The organism is Nostoc sp. DedSLP04 (assembly GCF_034530775.1).
Classification (GTDB): Bacteria; Cyanobacteriota; Cyanobacteriia; order Cyanobacteriales; family Nostocaceae; genus Nostoc.
Window position 1 is genome coordinate 18,575 of record NZ_JAVRCL010000070.1, and the last position, 22,823, is coordinate 41,397.

General features: G+C 41.1%; 22 protein-coding genes and 1 pseudogene. 11 read left to right on the forward strand and 12 right to left on the reverse strand.

The genetic code is table 11. The features are described from left to right. Positions 1 to 65: 65 nt before the first annotated feature. The 5 genes from pheS to RMX89_RS29170 all read left to right on the forward strand — a co-directional run bounded on the left by pheS (position 66) and on the right by RMX89_RS29170 (position 4,029). Positions 66 to 1,058 (forward strand): phenylalanine--tRNA ligase subunit alpha, encoded by a 993-nt coding sequence (gene pheS, locus RMX89_RS29150; protein ID WP_229490194.1) that lies wholly within the window; start codon positions 66 to 68, stop codon positions 1,056 to 1,058. 44 nt (positions 1,059 to 1,102) lie between these two features. Continuing rightward, a complete protein-coding gene (locus RMX89_RS29155; protein ID WP_322675258.1) occupies positions 1,103 to 1,318 on the forward strand; it encodes a hypothetical protein in 216 nt (71 codons plus the stop codon). Further along, positions 1,315 to 1,599 (forward strand): type II toxin-antitoxin system YafQ family toxin, encoded by a 285-nt coding sequence (locus RMX89_RS29160; protein ID WP_190730806.1) that lies wholly within the window; start codon positions 1,315 to 1,317, stop codon positions 1,597 to 1,599. Before RMX89_RS29155 ends, RMX89_RS29160 begins: the two co-directional genes overlap by 4 nt. Before the next feature lie 63 nt (positions 1,600 to 1,662). Continuing rightward, positions 1,663 to 2,265 carry a Uma2 family endonuclease gene (locus RMX89_RS29165; RefSeq protein WP_322691388.1) on the forward strand — a complete coding sequence of 201 codons (603 nt, stop codon included), beginning with the start codon at positions 1,663 to 1,665 and terminating at the stop codon, positions 2,263 to 2,265. A gap of 210 nt (positions 2,266 to 2,475) precedes the next feature. After that, entirely contained in the window at positions 2,476 to 4,029 is a 1,554-nt protein-coding gene (locus tag RMX89_RS29170; RefSeq protein ID WP_322691376.1) for an RNA-directed DNA polymerase, read from the forward strand. Between the two features lie 29 nt (positions 4,030 to 4,058). On the opposite strand, the gene RMX89_RS29175 is transcribed toward RMX89_RS29170, so the two are convergent. From RMX89_RS29175 to RMX89_RS29210, 8 genes and pseudogenes are all read right to left on the reverse strand, one after another. After that, positions 4,059 to 4,307 (reverse strand): alpha/beta hydrolase family protein, encoded by a 249-nt coding sequence (locus RMX89_RS29175; RefSeq protein WP_322691389.1) that lies wholly within the window; start codon positions 4,305 to 4,307, stop codon positions 4,059 to 4,061. A gap of 153 nt (positions 4,308 to 4,460) precedes the next feature. Next, complete coding sequence (locus tag RMX89_RS29180; RefSeq protein WP_322691377.1) at positions 4,461 to 5,903, reverse strand: ATP-dependent DNA helicase RecQ; 1,443 nt, start codon at positions 5,901 to 5,903, stop codon at positions 4,461 to 4,463. Between the two features lie 139 nt (positions 5,904 to 6,042). Continuing rightward, the gene (locus RMX89_RS29185; protein ID WP_322691378.1) at positions 6,043 to 6,786 is read right to left on the reverse strand and encodes a metallophosphoesterase; all 744 of its coding nucleotides are present in this window, start codon (positions 6,784 to 6,786) and stop codon (positions 6,043 to 6,045) included. A gap of 72 nt (positions 6,787 to 6,858) precedes the next feature. Next, positions 6,859 to 7,060: pseudogene (locus RMX89_RS29190) on the reverse strand (IS630 transposase-related protein); the annotation flags it as partial. Positions 7,061 to 7,179: 119 nt separating this feature from the next. After that, entirely contained in the window at positions 7,180 to 8,421 is a 1,242-nt protein-coding gene (coaBC, locus tag RMX89_RS29195; protein ID WP_322691379.1) for a bifunctional phosphopantothenoylcysteine decarboxylase/phosphopantothenate--cysteine ligase CoaBC, read from the reverse strand. A 101-nt stretch (positions 8,422 to 8,522) separates the two neighbouring features. Further along, a complete protein-coding gene (locus RMX89_RS29200) occupies positions 8,523 to 8,735 on the reverse strand; it encodes a DUF2555 domain-containing protein (RefSeq protein WP_094351471.1) in 213 nt (70 codons plus the stop codon). 155 nt (positions 8,736 to 8,890) lie between these two features. Then, a complete protein-coding gene (locus tag RMX89_RS29205; RefSeq protein WP_416211849.1) occupies positions 8,891 to 9,496 on the reverse strand; it encodes an alpha/beta hydrolase in 606 nt (201 codons plus the stop codon). A 211-nt stretch (positions 9,497 to 9,707) separates the two neighbouring features. Next, positions 9,708 to 10,286 (reverse strand): Uma2 family endonuclease, encoded by a 579-nt coding sequence (locus RMX89_RS29210; protein ID WP_322691380.1) that lies wholly within the window; start codon positions 10,284 to 10,286, stop codon positions 9,708 to 9,710. A 228-nt stretch (positions 10,287 to 10,514) separates the two neighbouring features. On the opposite strand from RMX89_RS29210, the gene purH reads away from it, so the two are divergent. Then, entirely contained in the window at positions 10,515 to 12,035 is a 1,521-nt protein-coding gene (gene purH, locus RMX89_RS29215) for a bifunctional phosphoribosylaminoimidazolecarboxamide formyltransferase/IMP cyclohydrolase (protein WP_322691381.1), read from the forward strand. Between the two features lie 366 nt (positions 12,036 to 12,401). Here the strand turns inward: purH and RMX89_RS29220 are convergent, their stop codons facing one another. The 4 genes from RMX89_RS29220 to RMX89_RS29235 all read right to left on the reverse strand — a co-directional run bounded on the left by RMX89_RS29220 (position 12,402) and on the right by RMX89_RS29235 (position 13,870). After that, the gene (locus RMX89_RS29220; RefSeq protein WP_322691382.1) at positions 12,402 to 12,902 is read right to left on the reverse strand and encodes a PIN domain-containing protein; all 501 of its coding nucleotides are present in this window, start codon (positions 12,900 to 12,902) and stop codon (positions 12,402 to 12,404) included. A gap of 5 nt (positions 12,903 to 12,907) precedes the next feature. Beyond that, positions 12,908 to 13,207, reverse strand: coding sequence for a hypothetical protein (locus RMX89_RS29225; protein WP_322675481.1), 300 nt, complete (start codon positions 13,205 to 13,207; stop codon positions 12,908 to 12,910). Between the two features lie 135 nt (positions 13,208 to 13,342). Next, positions 13,343 to 13,681, reverse strand: a complete 339-nt coding sequence (locus tag RMX89_RS29230; RefSeq protein WP_322691383.1) for a hypothetical protein — start codon at positions 13,679 to 13,681, stop codon at positions 13,343 to 13,345. Positions 13,682 to 13,723: 42 nt separating this feature from the next. Continuing rightward, positions 13,724 to 13,870 (reverse strand): hypothetical protein, encoded by a 147-nt coding sequence (locus RMX89_RS29235; RefSeq protein WP_322691384.1) that lies wholly within the window; start codon positions 13,868 to 13,870, stop codon positions 13,724 to 13,726. Between the two features lie 129 nt (positions 13,871 to 13,999). On the opposite strand from RMX89_RS29235, the gene gatB reads away from it, so the two are divergent. The 5 genes from gatB (at position 14,000) to RMX89_RS29260 (ending at position 22,624) form a co-directional block, all read left to right on the forward strand. Next, on the forward strand, positions 14,000 to 15,475 hold the full coding sequence (gatB, locus tag RMX89_RS29240) for an Asp-tRNA(Asn)/Glu-tRNA(Gln) amidotransferase subunit GatB (protein WP_322691385.1): 1,476 nt from the start codon (positions 14,000 to 14,002) through the stop codon (positions 15,473 to 15,475). Between the two features lie 653 nt (positions 15,476 to 16,128). Further along, positions 16,129 to 17,370, forward strand: coding sequence for a bifunctional ornithine acetyltransferase/N-acetylglutamate synthase (argJ, locus tag RMX89_RS29245; protein WP_322691390.1), 1,242 nt, complete (start codon positions 16,129 to 16,131; stop codon positions 17,368 to 17,370). Between the two features lie 775 nt (positions 17,371 to 18,145). Beyond that, positions 18,146 to 19,528 carry a CmpA/NrtA family ABC transporter substrate-binding protein gene (locus tag RMX89_RS29250; RefSeq protein ID WP_322691386.1) on the forward strand — a complete coding sequence of 461 codons (1,383 nt, stop codon included), beginning with the start codon at positions 18,146 to 18,148 and terminating at the stop codon, positions 19,526 to 19,528. Between the two features lie 127 nt (positions 19,529 to 19,655). Beyond that, a complete protein-coding gene (gene ntrB / locus RMX89_RS29255; RefSeq protein ID WP_322691387.1) occupies positions 19,656 to 20,495 on the forward strand; it encodes a nitrate ABC transporter permease in 840 nt (279 codons plus the stop codon). 122 nt (positions 20,496 to 20,617) lie between these two features. Beyond that, positions 20,618 to 22,624: a nitrate ABC transporter ATP-binding protein gene (locus RMX89_RS29260; protein WP_322691391.1), complete on the forward strand. Its 2,007-nt coding sequence runs from the start codon at positions 20,618 to 20,620 to the stop codon at positions 22,622 to 22,624. Positions 22,625 to 22,823: the final 199 nt, after the last annotated feature.

The window sequence follows — 22,823 nt, forward strand, 5'->3', positions numbered from 1 at the left end:
ATTTATCGACCAGTTCACAGCTTTTGACTATAGACTAATGACTAATGACCAATGACTAATAACTAATGACTAGCAATTTAGAAGCTCAACTTTTAGCACTGCGGCAAGAAGGAGAAAAAGCGATCGCAGCCGCCGACACCTTAGAACGTCTGGAGGAACTCAGAGTTAACTATCTGGGTAAAAAAGGCGAATTGGGGGCACTGTTGCGAAGTATGGGGCAGATGAGTGCAGAGGAACGACCAAAAATTGGAGCGATCGCCAATACAGTCAAAGAATCCCTGCAAACTAGTCTAGACCAGCAACGTGCTGCCTTAGAAGCTGCGCAAATTCAAGCTTTGCTAGAGGCGGAAACTCTGGATGTAACTATGCCGGGAATTTACAGCCCCCAAGGTCGGATTCATCCTCTCAATGGAATTATCGACCGGGCGCTGGATATCTTTGTCGGTATGGGCTATACCGTGGCTCAAGGGCCAGAGATGGAAACAGATTACTATAATTTCGAGGCTCTCAACACCCCGCCTGACCATCCCGCCCGTGATATGCAGGATACCTTCTATCTGCCAGATGGGAATCTTTTACGGACTCATACCTCATCAGTGCAAATTCGTTACATGGAAAGAGAAGAACCACCGATTCGGGTTGTGGCTCCAGGGCGAGTTTATCGGCGAGATAATGTAGACGCGACTCACTCAGCAGTTTTCCATCAAATAGAACTTTTAGCCATTGATGAGGGACTAACTTTTACAGACCTCAAAGGCACAATTAAGGTATTTTTACAAGCAATATTTGGCGATTTACCAATTCGCTTCCGCGCCAGTTATTTCCCGTTTACCGAACCTTCGGCTGAAGTAGATTTGCAGTGGAATGGGCGCTGGCTGGAGGTGATGGGCTGCGGTATGGTCGATCCAAATGTACTTAAGTCTGTGGGTTATGACCCAGAAGTTTATACAGGGTTTGCTGCCGGTTTTGGTGTAGAACGCTTTGCAATGGTGTTACATCAAATCGATGATATTCGTCGGTTGTATGCTAGTGATTTGCGGTTTTTGCAGCAATTTTAGGCATACGTAATAGTTATGTACTGCAAACAAGGTAAGAATAAATAATGACTTCAGTTTCCAGGTTAGATCAAGTTCTAGAAAGCATCGAAGACTTATCAGTAGATGAACAAGAAACATTAATTGATCTGATAAGTCATAGGTTGGCAGAACGGCGGCGATCTGAAATTGCTGCTAATATCGCTCAAGCACAAGTAGAATACCAGTCGGGAAAAGTGTTCCGTGGTACAGTTACTCAAATAATGGATGAGTTACGCAAGTGATAACTGTAGTTTTGGCATCATCGTTTAAACGAGCATTTAAGCGATTGGTACGACGACAGCCAGAATTACAAGAGCGGATTGGAGAGCGGTTAGCACTACTAACCGCCGATCCATTTGATCCATTGTTGCAGACTCATAAACTTAAAGGCAAACTGTCTGGAGCTTGGGCGTGTTCAGTGGACTATGATTGTCGCATTGTCTTTAACTTCGTGCAAAATATAGAATCTGGGGAAGAGGAAATTTTGCTAATTGATATTGGCACTCATGACGAAGTGTACTGAGTTTTAAATGCTGTTCTAGTATTTTCCTACTGACAAATTTTGGATTTAGGATTGAATAATTCAATGACTGCGATCGCTGGCAAAGGTCTAACGCTTGAGGAATATTTGAAGTGTGATGATGGCACGGATAGCCAATATGAACTTGTGGCAGGTGAGTTAGTTGCAATACCACCCGAAAGCCCAAAAAATGCCCAGATATCTCTCTTTTTGCTGATCAATTTCCTCAAGTTTGTCCCAGTTAATCAGTTAAGTAACAAAGTTGAAATTGTTGTTGCTGGTTCTCGCGCGACAACTCGCATTCCTGACTTAGTTGTGCTGACGGATGAACTTGCAACAGCCTTAGAAGGTGCAACGCGATCTACAATCACTTTGGATATGCCTCCTCCAGCATTAGTTGTCGAAGTTGTTTCTCCTGGCAAAGCTAATGAAGATCGAGACTATCGCTACAAACGTTCCGAGTATGCCGCAAGGGGAATTGCTGAATATTGGATTGTCGATCCACAAATAAATGTAGTTACCGTACTGATATTAGTTGACGGGTTTTATGAAGAAACCAGATTTACAGGAAACAGTGCGATCGCTTCTACTATTTTCCCAGAATTACAATTAACCGCAGAGCAAGTACTCAACGCTGGAGAAAGCAATGCGGGTAATGCCATTTCTTAGTTTAAATGTAAAAGGCAGACAGAATAAATGATTTTAGAGGTGCGATTTCGCAGTTTTCTTACTTAGTTGCGGCTGAAGGAGCTACTTTATTGTACAAAAACCTTGCTTGAGTACAGTTACTCCATTCATTAACTGCAATTACGATTGCTTTCATCTCGATTTCAAGGCAACATATCTTATAGTAAGTTATGTAATCCTAAAATACTAAAGATGAATAGCAAAGATTTAATAGCTAGAGGATATTTCCCAAAAGAACTGCCTCCTCCTTTTAATACTATTTCCCTCGCTGACTTTGCTACATCTGGAAAAATAGATTTTCCACGTTACCCTAAGAGAACTGCAAAAATTTATAGTCACAATCATGTTAGATACAACTCATTAAGAAGAAACTTAGGTATTCCAAACCCAGTATTTTTCTTAGAAATTTCTAATTTATTAGATACTAATTGGTCTACAGTTAATCAAATAATCAAACGTTCTAATTTTTCAAAAAGTAAGCCTACTCATACTCCTCATCCACAACGTGAACGTTCTATTTCGCCTGTACTTGATTTCTACTTAATTCCTGTTGAAAGAGCTAAAAATAGAATAGCTGGGCGATATATATTACATACAGATATTTCTCGATTTTATCAATCTATTTACACTCACAGTATTCCCTGGGCAATACATGGAAAATCATTAGCTAAACAACAGAGAAATGATATGAATCTTATGGGAAATAATCTTGATAAAATTTTGAGAAATAGTCAAGATGGTCAAACACTAGGTATCCCTATAGGCCCAGATACTTCATTAGTCATTGCCGAACTGATACTTTGTACAACAGATATAGAACTAGAAAAGCGATTAAAAAATACTTGTAACTATCCATTTAAAGGCTTTCGTTATAGTGATGATTATGAGTTTGTATTTCAAAATATTTCAGATGCTGAATCAGCTTTAAGCCAAATTCAACAGGTACTTTCAGAGTTTGAATTAACTATTAACTTTGAGAAAACCAAAATTCTTGAGTTACCATGTTCTTTGGATTCAATATGGGTTTTAGAACTATCTGACTATAAATTTAGCGAAAATGGGCTTGCACAAATGCAAGATATTATTCGTTATTTTGATAAAGCATTTCAACTTAGAAATGAATTCCCTGGGGAACCAGTACTTAAATATGCAGTTGCGCGAATTAGTAATATTAGCAATCTTGATATAAATAATTGGTCTCTTCTTGAAAGTCTTCTTTTACAGTCAATTACTATTGAGCCTAGTACTTTACGTGATTCTCTTTCAATAATTCAAGAAAAGAAGATAAACAAATATAACATTAACTTATCCTTGCTTGAAGAAGTTATTAACTTTCAAATCTACAGAAATGCAATACTTGGACATAGCAGTGAAGTTGCTTGGGCTATATGGTCAGCAATGGTTTTTAACTTATCAATTAACAAGCTAGCTACAGAGTCTATTTCTAAAATGGAAGATTCTATAGTAGCAATTTTAGCTTTAAATGCACGAAAGCAAGGGCAGATTAAAGAAAGTTTAGATACAAGTACATGGGAACAATTTTTAAATGAAGATGAACTTTATGGTGAGCAATGGCTCCTTTGTTATGAAGCTAATCTACAAGGGCATTTATCTAAAAAAGTCGATTATGTATCAAAAGATCCTTGGTTTTCTCTACTCAAGGATAATGGTATTACTTTTTATGGAAGTAAGACTCCTTTAGTTATTCCGCCAAACTCTACTAGTGGCCCCTCTGGTAGATTCTGACTTTGGCAATTTAATTTAACCTGTTAAAACTAGTATTTGGCGAGAAAATCTTCTGCGATCGCAAAAAAGTGCAAGCGATTTTCTGGTCTGGCAAAACCATGTCCTTCATCTGTATAAAGTGCATATTGCACAGGTAAACCAGCTTGCTGCATTGCGTTGACAATTTGATCGCTTTCTGATTGTTTCACTCGCGGATCGTTTGCACCTTGACCGATAAGTAAAGGTTTTTGAATCCGGTCGACAAAGAATAAAGGCGATCGCTGTTTCTTGACGGGTATCTAAGTCAGGGGAGCAGGGGAAACAAAAAAGGACTTTGCACAACAGTGGGATGAATTGGGGCAAGTTCTTGAAACTGGCGTTGTAGGGGGGAATTTTAGAAGTTGCCAAATCATCCCGCTTTTGTAGTTGCGGTTTATAACCGTCCTTTTAACTTAGCGGCAATTGTCGCAATGTCCGCAACGCAGGTTAGCTGCTTCTTTATCAAAACCAAAGGCATTTAACAAAAACTGCCAACGACACTGCTTAGTTGTTAGGTATTGCTGCATCTGTTTAGCAGCGTGTAATTGCGTCGGTGGCTGATTTCCGGCTTTTTGCCCAATGCTGTAATGGAAAGGATCGAGCCAGTTTAGCTGACCATTGCTATGGAGTAAAGCTAGCGCCGTTGCACCTTCGGGAAATTGTCGAGTTACTGCATTCACTTCTCCCTGTTTTGGTAATTTTTTCACAAGTTGCTGCGCTATTTGTTGTTGCGATCGCATTTGTTCTTGAAAAAACTCCTGTCTTTGCTTATCCCCTGAATCTAACCACCCTGTAGGTTCACTCACCAATGTCAACGCTTCTGCTGGTTTCCCATCCCTTCCAGCGCGGCCAATTTCTTGCACATATTCAGATAGCAGATGCGGCGCGTGAAAATGTGCTACCCAGCGAACATCGCTTTTATTTATCCCCATGCCAAACGCACAGGTACATACAACAAAGGGAATTTTGCCACTTAACCAGCTTGCTTCTACTTCACGGCGTTCTGTTGCACCCAATCCCGCATGATAACTAGCTGTAGCGTAACCCATCTCTGCTAACCATTGGGCTAAATCTTCGCTATCTCTCCGAGTGCGAACATAAACTAATCCCGATTGTTGCGGTCTATTTTGAATAAACTTTAATAATTGTTGTTTCCTACCTCGTGGTGTCCAAGCGATGCGAACGCTGGGATGCAAATTCGGACGGTAAGGATTCAAGCGGAAAATCTCTGGTTGCTGTAATTGTAAAACTGTTTGAATAGTTTTTTGGGCTGAGGGATCAGCAGTAGCAGTAAAAGCGGCGATACTAATTTTTGTTCCTGGTGGTTTTGATTTGAGCAATGCCGGACGCACCGCCCCTAATCTGCGATAAGCTGGGCGAAAAGTATCACCCCACTGCACTAAACAATGAGCTTCATCTAAAATCAAACCATTAATTTGCAATTGCGGGTGGCATAATCTTTCCCACACTGGGACACTGAGCAAAGTTTCGGGCGATAAATAAAGTAATCTTAGCTGTTGACGTTCTAAAGCTTGCAGAGTTGCACGGCGTTGAGATGAAGACAATTCACTATGTAAAAGCGCTGCTTTTTGGTGGCTTTGTAGTAGTTCCTGAACTTGATTTTCCATCAACGCCACCAAGGGCGAAACTACCAAGGTTAATCCTGTTTGTAGCAGTGCGGGAAGTTGAAAACAAATCGACTTACCGCCACCTGTAGGCATAATAATCAGCGCATCTTTTTGTGACAATAAACTGCTGACAATTTCTCCCTGTGGTGGACGGAAATCTTCATAACCCCAGATTCTTTTAAAAGCAGCGCGGACTTCTTGCCAAGATTTTGTTGTAAGCTGATTCATAATCAATAACTATATGCACCCATATCCTTGAATGCTGAATATAGCTTTTGTTATCCAGCTAATGGTTCAGTAATTTCATCATTTTAACTGAACTGTATTGAGGTAGAAAGCGGGTTTCTCCTGTCTTCTGAACTATTTATTATATCTCCACTGATAATCCTGGATTAAAGTAATTATTTGGTTCATCTGGATAACCACGCGGATTACAAATAACGCGAGTCAAACCGATTTGATAATCTAATTGATTGTGAATGTGGCCATGAATCCATAATAATGCTCCAGACTCCTCAACTAAGGTATCAAGATTTGAAGCATAAGCAGCACTTAAAATATCTTCTTTATATTGAAAAGGTATAGACTTTGCACTAGGAGCATGATGACTGATAATTACATTTTTATTAGACAAGCCAGATAATGTATTTTTTAACCAATTAACTGAGTTTTTACAAATTATGGCTGTGTCAGTTGTTCTTAATTTTGAGTATTGAGGACTTAATCTAATTTTTTTGTAATCGTTCATGACTTGACTAGCTTCTACACCTGCCATACGTGGTTCACCAAACAGTTTAAAATCAGTCCATAAGGTACAACCTAAAAAATTTACATCTTCAATGGTAACTAAATCATTCTCTAGAACATGAACATTAGTTCCTAATGAATAATCTTTCAGTTTCTCAACAAGTCTTGGATAAGCACTTCCATAGTATTCATGATTACCTAATACATATATCACTGGTTTATTGGGAATATTTTGAATTGCCCATTTTATTCCTCTTTCTCTTAAATCAATATCTCCAGCTAAAACAACAATATCCGCATTTATATCAGGAGTATTAAAGGGTTTAAATTCAAGATGCAAATCACTTAATATGTGAATTTTCATGCTAATTCTATAATTGCATTGACAGAACGAAAGAAAATCATGATGCGTTTAAATCCCAATGCTATAGCAGCAGTCAGTAATTTTGTGACCATTACAAGAGTGGTTGATTTGGTAAGGCTTTATAATCTCCCGTGCTGACTTTTCGTTGAAGCCAAAGGTTGATTGTATTTCGACTGATTTGAAAAACTTGAGCCGCTTTACTCTTGTTCATCCCGTCTAACTCAATTGCCTGAATTACCTTCTGACGTAAGTCGTAACTGTAGGGTTTTGGCACGATCTGTTCTTGTACTGAATGTTTAGTCAGTATCCAATCGTACTTTAATCAGAGATTATACCGTTTGTCCTAACCATCTTGGCGGTTGCTATACCTCTACTTTCTGCAAAATTGAAAATCTAAAATTCGGTAATGACAAAATCAAATAATTGATGCGCCATTTCTAATTTAGAACAAGGTGCAATTTTTACCTGATTTCCTTGACTATCTAAAAATATCGCTTGATTATTATCGCTACCAAAACCACTATCAGCTCGATCGATAGGATTGGCAACAATAGCATCGAGTTTTTTATTGTGTAACTTTTCTAATGCCGGTTTGACAATATCGCCAGTTTGTGCAGCAAAACCAATTAATCTTTGATGCGGCTGTTTGAGTTGTGCTAACTGGGCAACTATATCCGGTACTGCTTCCAAAGGTAAAGCTTGGGGAAGCGATCGCTTGGGCAATTTCTCTGTACTATAATCTCGTGGCTTCACATCTGCCACGGCTGCTGACATCACAATGACATCAGCATTGGGCAAACATTCCACCATGACGTGCTGCATTTGCTCGGCATTAACAACAGGAATCGCTTGTACTCCCAATGGTACATTCCAATTAGCTGGGCCATGTACCAGAGTGACGTTTGCGCCTCGATGAAATGCGGCTTGCGCTAAAGCTAATCCCATTTTACCTGTAGAAGGATTACCAATAAACCTCACTGGATCGAAAAACTCTCGCGTTCCCCCAGCACTAATTAAGACTCGTTTACCTACTAAATCTCGTTTGCCTTGAGTGTGTAACAGCGATTGGATGTGAGCCAAAATTTCTGGAGGTTCTGCTAATCTACCAGCACCAACGCGATCGCACGCTAACAATCCTGATGCTGTATTCATCCCATGATATCGGCTATCGATTAATAGCTGTTGCCAATTTCGCTGCACCGATCGCTGTTCCCACATATCAGTATTCATTGCGGGTGCTAACAGCACCGGACAAGTAGAAGCCAGCACAGTATTTGTGAGTAAATTATCTGCCATCCCGTAGGCTAGCTTTGCTAATGTATTAGCTGTCAAAGGGGCAATTACCATAATATCTGCCCATTCACCCAACTCAATATGCAACGGACGAGAGTGAGTTGGTTGCCAAAAATCATCATCTGTGTAAGCGGGATGACGAGATAGGGTGGATATTGTCAGAGGCGTGATAAATTTTTGCGCCGAACGGGTGAGGATGACTCGGATTTCCACCCCAGTTTTAAACAGTGTCGAAACCAATTCACAGATTTTGTAGGCGGCGATACCGCCACCTACACCAATGAGAACCCTGTTCAATTTTAGATTTTGGATTTTGGATTTTGGATTTAAAGGAGATTGCATTGGTACTTTCGGATTAAGCAAGTGAGACATTAACCCCTGATAATCTCTGATTGTAGCCAGTTGACCCCAATCTAAAATCTAAAATTTAAAATCCAAAATTGTTACGCTTCATCGTAGGGTTCCAAGTCTAAGAGGTAGATATAGGGTTCAACTAACTCTGGACGCTGAAATGCGATCGCTCGCAATAGATGCCAATCATTTAAACCCTCAAAAGCATTACTATAATTATCCAGTTCCAGACGTGTAGCTAGTTCTTCTACTTCTACTGCACTCATGGCAGCAATTTCTTTTTGGGAAATGCTTAGAGTTGTCATAATACTTGCCCCTCCCTTATGCAGCACTCGCCTTCAGCATGGGTTAAGTTGCGCTCTTTCGCAGCCACCCAATATATATTACTCATTAGAAGTCATTAAGTTCGTGAAAATTGTCAGAATTTGTACCAGAATTTATAAAAAATTCGTAATCCTGACTAAGCAATTGTATTTACAACGAAATTTCGTAGCACCTCTAACGTTTTTGGATCTATTTCATGCCCCATATCAAATTCGTGGTATTCTACCGCCACTCCAAGAGACTTGAGAGTTTCTCGTGCCTTCAAAGCAGCTTGCAGGGGCACAACTTCATCATATTTACCGTGAGTGATTAAAGTCGGCCCAATCCCACTTTTAGCTGCCGTTAGCGCGTCAGGATGTAAATACCCACTCATGACAACTAAACCTGCTAAGGGCAATTTTGAGCCGACATCTAAAGTCATTGCTCCGCCTTGAGAAAATCCACTCAAAATGGTACGTGACAAAGGTATGCCAGTGGTACTTTCTAAAGATTCCAAGAAATCTGTTAGCAGTTGCCGACTTTCTGCCAAACCTTGATACATATTTTCCCCCCGCAGCTCATACCATGCCCTCCCTATCGGGGAATAGGGATAAGGATAAGGTGCATTGGGCAATACAAACTGGTAATCGGGTAAGTTGAGCAATGGTAACAAAGATGCTACATCCTCAGCATTAGCACCCCAACCATGCAAAGTGACAATTAAGCCTGCTGCGGGTTGAGAAGTTGCTGTGGGAACGGTAATGGCTTGTAAAGACAGAGGTTTACTCCTAAAATTCTACTTTTATACATAGATCCTATCTCTTTAAGCAGACTTAGTATTTAGTGGCATTTGCTGCTTTACATTAACTATTTGTTCTCTGCTTCATCTTCAAGTAGGATCGTATTGAGAAGATTCAGTTCGCTAGATGCCATAAAGTAGCGATCGCTAAAAACTGTTGATTCCTAATGAAACTTTAGGGATTTAATCCAGCTTGTTGAAAGATTGCATGAGGCGTAATTTCCAATTCAGGTAGTAAATCATTAGTAATTATTTGATGAGATCGATAAGTAATCGGTAAGGAAGATGGCGCAAATACAGTTACAGTTCTAGCTTTTGTATCAACCACCCAAACACGAGAAACACCAGCTTTCAGATAATCAGTCGCTTTTTCGGCAATTTCACCAAAAGTTTGACCAGGTGAAATGATTTCGATAACTAATTCAGGTGCGACAGGACAAACTTCGTCTAATAGCCAATCAGCAGGAAGACGGTTATGAGAAATATAGGTCAGATCGGCTACAGGCATCCAATCTTGTTGATTTCGTGTTAGTTTAATTGCCCATTCAATCACAACTCGACCCTTTGCTTGTGCCCACGCAGACAGTAGTATAAATAAAGCACCAGTAGTCGAGCCATGAAAAAATTTTGGTGACATCTCATTATCTTTATATTTAGGTACAGCTTCACCATTAACAAACTCGTATGTAATATCTCCTTCGGGAAGTGCGAGAAATTCTTCTAAGGTGAGGCGTTGATTAGAAGACTGAACCATAGGTGTTATGTAGGGAAAAGATGCTTACTTTTAGTTTAGGCGATCGCAAATATTAGAGACTAAGCCTACTTAGTCCTTATTTCCAGCATTTTCGACAGTGCTAACTGGGGGGGATGTAAGCAGATAAATTACACGAGTCAATATTATTCCTCATGGTCTTGAAGTGAACCAAGGCTTATGCAAAACTTGAGATCCTTCGCTTCTAGCCTACTTTTAAGGAATCGATCAATGGCGCGTCTAGCCCTGCTGAGTGTATCTAACAAAACTGGTTTAATTGACCTCGCCCGTAGCTTGGTTGAAGAATTCGACTTTGATTTAATCAGCAGTGGGGGAACAGCCCAAGCACTCAAAGATGCTGGACTCCCAGTTACTAAGGTTGCTGATTATACAGGTTCGCCAGAAATTTTAGGTGGTCGAGTTAAAACGCTACATCCCCGAATTCATGGCGGAATTTTGGCACGGCGGGATGTTCCTCAAGATATTACAGATTTGGAAAATAACCAAATTCGCCCGATTGATTTAGTGGTGGTGAATCTTTATCCTTTTGAGGAAACGATCGCTAAACCAGGGGTAACATTATTAGAGGCTGTTGAACAAATTGATATCGGTGGCCCGGCTATGCTACGGGCATCATCGAAAAATTTCGCCCATTTGGCTGTATTATGCGATCCCGCACAGTATGACGAGTATTTAGAGGAATTGCGGCAAAATAACGGCGAAGCATCCCTAGAGTTTCGGCAAAAGGCGGCATTAAAAGGATTCTCGCACACTGCTAGCTACGATCGCGCGATCGCATCTTACCTCGCAGAGGCACAGCAGTACACCCTTAGCGGCACACAATTGCAATCTCTGCGTTACGGCGAAAACCCTCATCAACCCGCCAGCTGGTATCAAACTGGTACTACCCCAACAGGATGGGCAGCTGCTACAAAATTGCAAGGCAAAGAACTTAGTTACAATAATTTAGTTGATTTAGAAGCTGCACGCCAAATTATTGCGGAATTCACTGATACCCCAGCAGCAACGATTATCAAACATACAAATCCCTGTGGTACGGCATTGGGAAGTACTATTTCCGAAGCGTATCAAAAAGCTTTCAACGCCGATTCTACTTCTGCCTTTGGTGGAATTGTCGCACTCAACCGTCCGATTGATGCGGCTACAGCTAGCGAGTTAACTAAAACATTTTTAGAGTGTGTGGTTGCACCAAGTTGTGAAGCTGAAGCTCAAGAAATCCTAGCAAAGAAATCTAACGTGCGGGTTTTAACTCTAGCTGATTTGAGCAGTGGCCCTAAGGATACAGTGAAAGCGATCGCAGGTGGTTTTCTTGTCCAAACTAGCGATGATATAATTGCTGACACCAGTCAATGGCAAATAGTTACCGAACGTCAACCCACACCCGACGAATTAGCGGAATTGCTGTTTGCGTGGAAAGTTTGCAAACACGTTAAATCGAATGCCATTGTTGTCACAAGCGATCGCACTACACTAGGAGTAGGTGCTGGTCAAATGAACCGCGTCGGCTCAGTTAAAATTGCTTTAGAACAAGCTGGAGAAAAAGCCAAAGGTGCGACTCTCGCCAGCGATGGATTTTTCCCCTTTGATGATTCAGTCAAAACAGCCGCAGCCGCAGGAATTACAGCCATTGTCCAACCTGGGGGAAGTTTGCGCGATAAAGATTCTATCATTGCTGCCAACGAACTGGGTTTACTGATGGTCTTAACTGGTGTACGTCACTTTTTACACTAAATCATTGCTTATTAGGTGTGCAGTTTACAAAGTGTCACACTAAATACTTTCTTTATAATTGAAGCAATGATATTATCTAATCGTGTGTGAGGAGCAAGTTAAAAATAAAAAGCGCCTGGGGTGGAAACACGGCAACACTCCCAAGCGCTTTTTAATTTGTCAAAAATTGGATTTCCTGTGGGGTTTTAGAATTGTCACTCAATATACTTGCCATTTGATAGAAGTAGTGATATTATCTATTTGTGTGTGAGGAGCAAGTTAAGAATAAAAAATGTCTGGGGTGGAAACACGGCAACACTCCCAGGCATTTTTTAATTTCTATATAAAAATTATAGAAATTAACGCTTCCAAAATAATTTCATATTTTTACTTCCAGTTAAAGACACGAATATTGTTAAAGTTAATCACGTCGACTTCTACACTCGGAAGATAATTTGCTAGCTTGAAGTCATCAGTTAGGACAAGATACTTACTTTTAGATAAAGTTAGGATTCCACTGTCAGTAAGTCCAAATTTGATAAATTTTTCAGTATTAACAGCATCTAAACTCTTTATATAGTATTCATCCAACATATCAGCATTTTGAACAAATAGAGCAAATATTGTAAAGCACTGAGAACGTTCAGGTTCAACAAGTTTATCGACAAAGTTAGAGACTTCAGTCAAAATATTTGGGGTTGTTACAAGTTTCCGAAATTTGCTAATGATTCCTACCAGAAGATCGTAATCTTCTGGTAGGAATTGCTGCGTTCGATTAAATCGGGTTATTCTTTCTCGATTGACCATCCCAACAAAGTAAAGAAGTAGGATATTTGTATCAATTAAAATTCCCTTTTGGTGATAACGACGAATTAGGGAATTAATCATATCTTTCATACTTGTCTAATTTTCATTGCTTCTACTTCGCCAGTTTGAGAATTCACTTTAAAAAGTTTATATTCTCGTTCATACAACACAGGGGTAGAAGCAAGAGAAGAAGGAATTAAGTCTTCCAATCGGCTTTTAGGAGCTTTTTTAGGAATATCAAACCCTAGAGTAATCAACCAGAAGCTTTTATCCTCAGAAAGTTCAACTTCTTCAAGTCTCAAATCTCCTAATGAAGAACCCATCATGTCTTGTATGGATTTTATGTATCCATAGGCAGCATTTACTGCTGTTTTGACATCAATCATAATTTGAGTTGCTCCCTACCATAATTTCCTAATTTCATACTTTATTATAGTAATTTAACCTTGGTTGATGTTACTCAATCGGTACATAATCAACAATATATACTTTACTTACTTTTCAGATATTTTTAATAAAAATCAATTGAATAAATCTGAATTGTGGGAAATATTTTGCAAAAACTCTCTAACTTCTATTGGTTTGCAGAGAATAATAACTTGCTGGTTCGGTGTTACTTGACTAAGTTTTTCTAAAATTCCAGGGCGATGAGTAATTGGGTATGACCAGATATACTTGAGAAATTCCCAATTCAATCTTTCAAGACAATCTGATGCCATATCAAATCGAGATTGTCCTGCATATATAAAGCGAGGTTTAATTACTCGCGATAAACATAAAAGCCGGGGAAAGTCCAAAAAAATTACCGTATCTGCAACCGACAAACGAAGGTCGAGAGTAGCGCCATAATTACCATCCATAATCCAAGATTCTCGTCGGGTTAGGTCTTGGATAATACTTTGTCATTCAGTTTTTGGAGTCTCAACCCAACCAGGATTCCAGTACCAAGCATCCAAGTGAATCACTTCTAAACTTAATATGGTTCCCAATTCGCGGGCTAGGGTAGATTTACCAGCACCTCCAGAACCAATGATTAAGATTTTCTTCACTTTAGATGTGCATCTCCCTTTTCAAGCCCAAAAGGTAAGCATTGCTCACCCAAATAACCGTCTTCAGAGCAACTCAATACGCCGCTACAATAGTACCACTACAAGGATTATACCCAAATTATTGATATTATGACCACTGCTACGACTGTAAAAACTGAGTATGAAGCGATTATTGGTCTAGAAACCCATTGTCAACTGAGTACCAATACCAAGATTTTCTCTAATAGCTCTACGGCATTCGGCTCTGACCCCAATACTAACATTGACCCGGTTTGTATGGGTTTACCTGGGGTTTTACCTGTACTCAATCAAAAAGTATTAGAATACGCCGTCAAAGCTGGTTTGGCACTAAATTGTCAAATCGCTAAATATAGCAAATTTGACCGTAAGCAGTATTTTTATCCAGATTTACCGAAAAATTACCAAATTTCTCAATATGACCTACCGATCGCAGAACACGGTTGGTTAGAAATTGAGTTGGTAGATGCTGAGGGTAATCCGATTCGCAAACGCATTGGTATCACGCGTCTGCACATGGAAGAAGATGCAGGAAAATTGGTACACGCAGGTAGCGATCGCCTCTCCGGTTCTTCCTATTCTCTGGTAGACTACAATCGCGCAGGTATCCCATTAGTAGAAATTGTTTCCGAACCCGATCTGCGTTCTGGACTAGAAGCGGCTGAATATGCCGAAGAATTGCGTCGGATTGTCCGGTATCTCGGCGTGAGTGACGGCAACATGGAACAAGGATCTCTGCGTTGCGATGTCAACATTTCTGTGCGTCCAGTGGGACGAAAGGAGTTTGGCACCAAGGTAGAAATTAAAAACATGAACTCCTTCAGCGCCATCCAACGGGCGATTGACTACGAAATTGAACGCCAAATCGCTGCCATCGAAGCAGGCGATCGCATTATCCAAGAAACTCGGCTGTGGCAAGAAGGCGCTCAATGCACAAGTAGTATGCGCGTGAAAGAAGGTTCTAGTGATTACCGCTACTTCCCCGAACCAGATTTAGCACCAATTGAGGTGTCAAATGCACAATTAGAGCAATGGCGTAGCGAACTACCAGAATTACCAGCCCAAAAACGCCATCATTATGAAAATGAGTTGGGGCTTTCCGCTTACGATGCGCGAGTGTTAACAGAAGATCGTTCAATAGCCGAATATTTTGAAACTGCGATCGCATCTGGAGCAAATCCCAAAGCTGCTGCCAACTGGATTACTCAAGATATTGCCGCACACCTCAATAAGCAAAAACTCACTATTAGTCAAATCGGGCTGACTCCCACCAATTTAGCAGATATTATCACTCGCATTGAAACGGGTAAAATTAGCAATGCTCAAGCTAAACAAAAGTTGCCAGATTTGCTTAGTGGTATTTCTCCTGAAAAAGCCTTTGCTGGTCTTGAGTTAATCACCGATCCTAGTGTACTGGAACCCATTGTCGATGAAGTCATAGCCGCCAATCCCAAAGAACTAGAAAAATATCGCAACGGTAATATCAATCTCAAAGGCTTCTTTGTCGGACAAGTTCTCAAAAAGACAGACAAACGTGCCGATCCTAAGCTGACTAACGAATTGGTCGAGAAAAAACTGAACGCTTAGAGTTTCGGTCAAGCTAGCTTTGCTGGGTGAGGAAGTAGGAGGAGCAGGGGAGCAGGGGAGCAGGGGAGAAGTTTCAGTAAGGTTTTTCCCCTCTGCCTCTTCTGCCAATCCCCCATGCCCAATTCCAAATTCCCCGACTAAGTATTTTCCCGGTCTTGCTTCACACAATCTTCATATAAAAGCTGGTGACAACCCTCATACGTAAAATGATATGCTGTGGTAAGTAGATGCACCCTGATGATCTGGAGAGCTGCCTAAGTAGCTCTCTTTTTTATTTTATTTTCGTGGTATTTACGGATAAATTTCAAAATTTTTAGAAATAGCCTCAATAAATAAGTATTAACCCTTAAAAAGTAAATGAGAGAGATTAGTAAGTAGATGTATCCTAACGATCTACAGAGCAACCCAAGTAACTCTCTTTTTTTTGTTTTAGTTTTTCGTCATAAGAAAGGTAAAAACAATTATGCCAATCGCCAACTGGTGCATTATTATTGCCATCAGCAAATAAACTCACAATAAAAAGGACTGGGGACTGGGGAAGTAGGGCAAAACTAATAACTCTTAACTCCTAACTCAGCACTGAGAACTTTTCCAAGGCACTTTTGTAAAGTACATATTGACCTATCTAACCTGATAGTTGTAAAGGAAGAATGATGGCAGATTGGCAAAAAATCACAGGTGGTATCACAGCACCAAGGGGGTATCAGGCGGCGGGAATTACCGCAGGGTTGAAACCTTCGGGGTTGCCAGATTTAGCTTTGATATTCTCAGAGGTGGAAGCGATCGCAGCTGGTGTATTTACCACCAGCCAAGTGAAAGCTGCCTGCGTAGAATATTGTCGCCAACGCTTGCAAGCCAAACAAAGCGCTCGTGCCATCCTCTGCAACGCTGGACAAGCAAACGCCGCGACAGGAACTCAAGGCAACCTTGATACCCTAGAATCTGCTCTAGCAGTAGCCCAAGCCCTGAACATCTCGTCTGAATCTGTGTTATTGGCTTCCACTGGTGTGATTGGTCAAAGAATTAAGATGGATGCTTTGCGAAGTGGAATTCCTAAAGTAGTAGCAGCACTATCAGCAACAGGTTCAGATGCTGCTGCTGGGGCGATTATCACTACAGACTTGGTAACAAAATCCATTGCTCTACAGACAACTATAAGCGATCGCCCGGTAAGAATTGGCGGCATTGCCAAAGGTTCCGGCATGATTCACCCTAATATGGCAACCATGCTGGCATTTGTGACTTGTGATGCCGTGGTTTCGCCTCATCTTTGGCAGCAGATGTTAGCAAGGGCAGCTGATAGAAGCTTTAATTCCATCACTGTGGATGGTGACACCAGCACCAATGACAGCTTAATTGCCTTGGCAAACGGTCAATCTCGCACCCCAGCAATTACAGAATGGGGCGCAGAAGCAGAGAAATTAGAGGCGATGTTAACAGCAGTTTGCCAGCATCTAGCCAAAGCGATCGCTCGTGATGGTGAAGGCGCAACCTGTCTCATTGAAGTAGAAGTGACTGGCGCTCATGACGAACTCTCAGCCCGACAAATAGCCAAAACCATCGCTGGTTCATCCTTAGTTAAATCTGCAATCTTTGGACGCGATCCAAATTGGGGACGCATCGCCGCCGCCGCCGGACGTGCAGGTGTGCCCTTTGAGCAAGAAAACCTGCAAATTAAGCTAGGGAATTTCTTAATGTTAGAAAATGGACAACCTCTGCAATTTGACCGTGCAGCAGCAAGTGCTTATTTGAAAAAAGCATCAGTGGGTGCTTATCTGCAACAGGATACAGTGTTAATCTCCGTTAATGTTGGCAATGGTTATGGTGTGGGTAAAGCTTGGGGTTGTGATTTGAGTTATGACTACGTAAAGATTAACGCCGAATACACTACCTGAACTACTCCAATTGTTTGCCTTGTAGAGACGCGATTCATCGCGTCTTTGGCCAAGGATGTGTTGCAATCATTAATTGAATTGGTATCAGAATAGTCTTACAGTCTCTTATGCTGTGGCTGGACGGGGAAAATGCTTAAGAAGCATATAGAACTTAGAAGGAAGAGATAGTTTCTTCGTGGTGTTTGGAAACGGCAGATAGTTGCGATCGCAAGATAATAAATACACCTATTTGGGGTATTTGCTTAGGTCTTCAACTTTCTCAGCCTTACCATCTTGCTCTCACCGCAGTGCGTTCCTAAATTATAGGGATAACATAATGGTTGTGATAAATAAAAACTTATATATGACAAATAACTATTAAAATTAAGTTACAAAAGAAGTGAAGACAGGAAATCATAAGGTAAACATAATACTCATCATAAATAAGAGTTTATATATTAGAAATTCTTCCTATAGTTAACTAAAATAGATAAACTTTTCCTTATACATCCAATCTAATATTTATTTAATAATCTCGACTCCAAGTTAACAATTTCGGCTTCAAAGGCTGTAAACTGATTTCAACAAGGTGAATGACACCTCTGCATCACACTAGAAAAGCAGAGCCAATAATTTAACCGAGTTTTTATATAGCTAGCTATTTCATTAATGAGATGGCTGCGATCGCTTGGCAAAATATAGCTTGATTAATCATGAATAATGCAAGAAACACAAGGTTTTTTGCCTAAATTGTCATAGCTATAAAAAATAACATTCACGTTTTCAGGAGATATTTATGACAGAATTTTTTAATCAAATTTCTCGCCGCAAATTCATCTTCACAGCCGGAGTATCTGCGAGTGCTGTATTGCTCAAAGGCTGTTTGGGTAATCCTCCTGAAAACCTGACTGGTGGAAGCTCTCAAGCACAGCCAACTGCTCAAACGGTTGCTAATATTAGCCCCGAACAAACACCAGAAACTACTACAGTTAAGTTAGGATATATTCCCATTGTAGAAGCGGCTCCTTTAATTATTGCTAAAGAAAAAGGCTTTTTTGCCAAGTATGGGATGACTAATGTTGACCTTTCCAAACAAGCTTCTTGGGGTGCAGCAAGGGACAACGTAGAAATTGGTTCTGCTGGTGGTGGTATAGATGGCGGTCAATGGCAGATGCCAATGCCACATTTAATTACAGAAGGTTTAATTACCAAGGGGAATCAAAAAATTCCCATGTATGTATTATGTCAATTAATTACGCATGGAAATGGAATTGCGATCGCAAACAAGCACCAAGGCAAAGGTATTAGTTTACAACTCGCCAGCGCTAAGTCTTTGCTTAAGGAATTAAAATCTTCAACACCCTTCACAGCTGCATTTACCTTTCCCCATGTCAACCAAGATTTGTGGATTCGCTACTGGTTAGCAGCAGGCGGCTTAGACCCGGATGCAGATGTCAAATTGCTCACAGTACCAGCAGCGCAAACTGTGGCCAACATGAAAACAGGAACAATGGATGCCTTTAGTACAGGCGACCCCTGGCCTTATCGTCTTGTTCAAGAAAAAATTGGCTATGTAGCAGCATTAACCGCAGAAATTTGGAAAAATCATCCTGAAGAATATGTTGCCATGAGAGGCGACTGGGTTGATAAAAATCCCAAGGCTACCAAAGCAATTTTAAAAGGAATCATGGAAGCCCAACAGTGGTTAGATAATTTTGACAACCGCAAAGAAGCGGCTGAAATTCTGGCTGGACGAAATTATTTCAATCTTTCGTCACCAGAAATACTGGCAGATCCATACCAAGGCAAGTATGACATGGGCGATGGTCGCAAAATTGATGATAAATCAATGGCTGCTTACTATTGGAAAGATGGAAAAGGTAATGTTTCTTATCCATATAAGAGTCACGATTTATGGTTTATCACTGAAAACGTTCGTTGGGGATTCTTGCCAAAAGATTACGTAGACAATAATGCTGCTAAGGCTAGAGAACTTATCAACAAAGTCAACCGTGAAGATATTTGGAAAGAAGCTGCCAAAGAAGCTGGTATTGCTACTGCTGATATTCCTACAAATACATCCCGTGGTGTAGAAGAGTTTTTTGATGGCATCAAATTTGACCCTGAAAAGCCAGAAGAATATTTAAAGAGTTTGAAAATCAAAAAGGTCAGTGTTTAGTCATTGGTCATTGGTCATTGGTCATTGGTCATTAGTCATTGGTCATTAGTCATTGGTCATTGGTAACTGGCAAAGGACAAAGGACAAATGACAAATAAAAAATAAAATTTCAGGAGAATACAGCATCATGACACTCGCCCAAAAACGCCCTGCAAGCCCTAGATTGAATAATAGCTTTATCTCCAGCCTGAAAAAGCAATTTCCTGACCTGATACCACCAACGATCGCGATCGCAATCTTCCTGATTATCTGGCAACTCTTCGCTTGGATTCCGGGAGCTACATTACCAGGGCCAATACAAGTTATCCAAGACACTTGGGTTCTAATTTTCTGGCCATTTTATGACCGAGGTGGCATTGATAAAGGTCTATTTTGGCAGATTCTCGCTAGTCTGCAACGAGTTGCCATCAGTTATACCTTAGCTGCGATCGTTGGTATTGCCTTGGGCATTTTGATTGGGGTGAATAAAACCATGTCCAAAGCTTTAGACCCCATCTTTCAACTACTGCGGACTGTACCACCTCTAGCTTGGGTTCCGATTTCTTTAGCAGCTTTACGACAAAACGAACCCGCAGCCTTATTCGTAATTTTCATCACCGCCATTTGGCCAATTTTAATTAACACTGCTGTCGGCGTTACCCAAATTCCCCAAGATTACAACAACGTCGCCAAAGTTCTCCAACTTAGCCGCAAAGAATATTTCACCAATATCTTGATTCCTGCGGCATTACCCTACATCTTTACTGGGTTGAGAATTGCGATCGGTTTAGCTTGGTTAGCGATTATCGCCGCCGAAATTGTCATGTCCGGTATTGTCGGCATCGGCTTTTTTATCTGGGATGCCTATCAAAATAACAACGTCAGCGAAGTAATTTTAGCTCTAGTTTATATCGGCGTTGTTGGGTTGCTTCTAGATAAAGCGATGGGCTGGCTGCAAAACAAGATTTTACCAGCAGAGCAAAAATAGTCATTAGTCATTAGTCATTAGTCATTGGTCATTTGTAAAAAACTAAGGACTAATGACCACATACCAAGGACAAAAGACTAATGACGAAAGACAAATGACAAATGACAAATGACAAAGGACAAATAAGTATGTTCGTAGCTGTCGATCAAATTGAAAAAGTTTTTGAATTAACTGGTGGTGGCAAATATATTGCTCTCAAAGGAATCGACCTCCAAATAAAAAAAGGAGAATTCATTTCTTTAATTGGTCACTCCGGTTGCGGTAAATCCACACTCTTAAATATGATTGCGGGTTTGGATTTGCCAACTGAGGGTATTGTCACTCTCGAAGGACAAAGAATCACCAAACCCGGCCCAGACAGAATGGTGGTGTTCCAAAATTATTCGCTATTACCTTGGCGGACGGTAAGAGAAAATATTGCCCTCGCTGTGGACTCAGTAATGAAAGGTTCACCCGCAGCCGAACGCCAAGCCATTGTCGAAAAACATATAAATATGGTGGGTTTGCGTCCCCATGCTGATAAACAACCGGGAATGTTATCTGGCGGACAAAAGCAGCGAGTTGCGATCGCCCGCGCTTTAGCGATTCGTCCTAAATTACTCTTGCTAGATGAACCATTTGGTGCATTAGATGCACTCACACGCGGTAATTTGCAAGAACAACTGATGCAAATTTGCGAAGAAAATCAAGTTACCGCCGTGATGGTAACACATGATGTCGATGAAGCAGTGCTGTTATCTGACAGAATCGTGATGTTAACCAACGGCCCCGAATCTAAAATTGGCGACATTTTAGAAGTGGATATTCCCAGACCCCGGAAGCGGATGGAAGTAGTAGAACATCCCAGCTACTACAGCTTGCGGAGTGAGATGATTTACTTCCTCAATCAGCAGAAACGGATCAAGAAAATTCGGGCGCGGAAAACTGCCGACGTTGCCCGTCATGGATTGGAAAAAGTTAACCTAGAAATTGGCTTTTTACCTCTGACAGCTTGCGCCCCCTTAGCAGTTGCTAAAGAAAAAGGCTTCTTTGTCAAGCATGGTTTAGATGAAGTTAACCTGGTACGAGAAAGTAGCTGGCGGGGTATAGAAGATGGCATCAGTGGCGGTTATTTAGATGCGGCGCAAATGCCTTCAGGGATGCCGATGTGGCTTTCTTTGGGAGGACATAATAACCAACCTCTACCCGTTGTCACTGCCCTTACCATGACTCGCAACGGTAACGCCATCACCTTAGCAAAACGCTTTTATGACCAAGGCGTGCAAACCTTATCAGACTTCAGAAATCATCTGATTCTCACCCACGAACAACGGCATACAATGGGCGTAGTGCATCCCGCATCGATGCACAACTTGCTGTTGCGTTACTGGCTAGCGGCTGGTGGAATTGACCCCGATAGCGATGTGGATATGAAAACCATTCCCCCAGCGCAGATGGTAGCTGATTTAAAAGCTGGAAGCATTGATGGTTACTGCGTCGGCGAACCTTGGAACTACCGCGCGGCTGTGGAAGGTGTCGGTTTTACCATCGCTACCGACTTAGAAGTTTGGCTGGGACACCCAGGTAAAGTTCTTGGTGTGCGGGAAGATTGGGCAGAAAATTATCCAAATACGCATATCGCCTTGACTAAAGCTTTGTTAGAAGCTTGTCAGTATTGTGCAAATCCCGAAAATACCGAAGAAATTCGGCAAATTTTAGCAGGGCGAGATTACGTCAGCACTGATTTAGAATACATTCAACTCGAAGATCCAGATAGTCTCACCTGTGACTTAGACCATCCGTTGCGGGATTATGCCCATCACCAGTTTTATTCTGAGTCCGCCATTAACCGCCCCAGCCGTACTGAGCAAATTTGGATTATGAGTCAATTGGCGCGTTGGGGTGATACTCCCTTCCCCAGAAATTGGGTAGAAGTTGTGGAACGGGTGTGTGGCGTGCGTGTTTTCAGTACCGCCGCACGAGAATTAGGTTTGGATATCAGCTATATTCGCCAACCGATCAAACTGTTCGATGGTACTCCCTTTAACGCCGACGATCCGATCGCTTATCTCAACAGCTTGAAAATTAAACGTGATTTTTCAGTCGCGGAAGTTGTTCTTGATGCACCCAGAAGGAGACTCGCCTCATAAAAAAATCGTGAGAGAAAGAGGGAGTGGGAGAAATAGGATATCATCCATGAACCTCTGAACTCCGTTAACGAGTATTTGAACTGGATGAATCCACCTTTTATCTCCGTTAATGAGTATTTGAACTGGATGAATCCACCTTTTATCTCCGTTAACGAGTGTTTGAACTGGATGAATCCACCTTTTATCTCCGTTAACGAGT

What these genes read in the sequence shown, in the direction of transcription:
- pheS (WP_229490194.1), top strand. Translation starts at nt 66, where the DNA reads ATGACTAGCAATTTAGAAGCTCAACTTTTAGCACTGCGGCAAGAAGGA.
- RMX89_RS29155 (WP_322675258.1), top strand. Translation starts at nt 1,103, where the DNA reads ATGACTTCAGTTTCCAGGTTAGATCAAGTTCTAGAAAGCATCGAAGAC.
- RMX89_RS29165 (WP_322691388.1), top strand. Translation starts at nt 1,663, where the DNA reads ATGACTGCGATCGCTGGCAAAGGTCTAACGCTTGAGGAATATTTGAAG.
- RMX89_RS29170 (WP_322691376.1), top strand. Translation starts at nt 2,476, where the DNA reads ATGAATAGCAAAGATTTAATAGCTAGAGGATATTTCCCAAAAGAACTG.
- RMX89_RS29180 (WP_322691377.1), bottom strand. Translation starts at nt 5,903, where the DNA reads ATGAATCAGCTTACAACAAAATCTTGGCAAGAAGTCCGCGCTGCTTTT.
- RMX89_RS29185 (WP_322691378.1), bottom strand. Translation starts at nt 6,786, where the DNA reads ATGAAAATTCACATATTAAGTGATTTGCATCTTGAATTTAAACCCTTT.
- coaBC (WP_322691379.1), bottom strand. Translation starts at nt 8,421, where the DNA reads ATGCAATCTCCTTTAAATCCAAAATCCAAAATCCAAAATCTAAAATTG.
- RMX89_RS29200 (WP_094351471.1), bottom strand. Translation starts at nt 8,735, where the DNA reads ATGACAACTCTAAGCATTTCCCAAAAAGAAATTGCTGCCATGAGTGCA.
- RMX89_RS29210 (WP_322691380.1), bottom strand. Translation starts at nt 10,286, where the DNA reads ATGGTTCAGTCTTCTAATCAACGCCTCACCTTAGAAGAATTTCTCGCA.
- purH (WP_322691381.1), top strand. Translation starts at nt 10,515, where the DNA reads ATGGCGCGTCTAGCCCTGCTGAGTGTATCTAACAAAACTGGTTTAATT.
- RMX89_RS29220 (WP_322691382.1), bottom strand. Translation starts at nt 12,902, where the DNA reads ATGATTAATTCCCTAATTCGTCGTTATCACCAAAAGGGAATTTTAATT.
- RMX89_RS29225 (WP_322675481.1), bottom strand. Translation starts at nt 13,207, where the DNA reads ATGATTGATGTCAAAACAGCAGTAAATGCTGCCTATGGATACATAAAA.
- RMX89_RS29230 (WP_322691383.1), bottom strand. Translation starts at nt 13,681, where the DNA reads ATGGATGGTAATTATGGCGCTACTCTCGACCTTCGTTTGTCGGTTGCA.
- gatB (WP_322691385.1), top strand. Translation starts at nt 14,000, where the DNA reads ATGACCACTGCTACGACTGTAAAAACTGAGTATGAAGCGATTATTGGT.
- argJ (WP_322691390.1), top strand. Translation starts at nt 16,129, where the DNA reads ATGGCAGATTGGCAAAAAATCACAGGTGGTATCACAGCACCAAGGGGG.
- RMX89_RS29250 (WP_322691386.1), top strand. Translation starts at nt 18,146, where the DNA reads ATGACAGAATTTTTTAATCAAATTTCTCGCCGCAAATTCATCTTCACA.
- ntrB (WP_322691387.1), top strand. Translation starts at nt 19,656, where the DNA reads ATGACACTCGCCCAAAAACGCCCTGCAAGCCCTAGATTGAATAATAGC.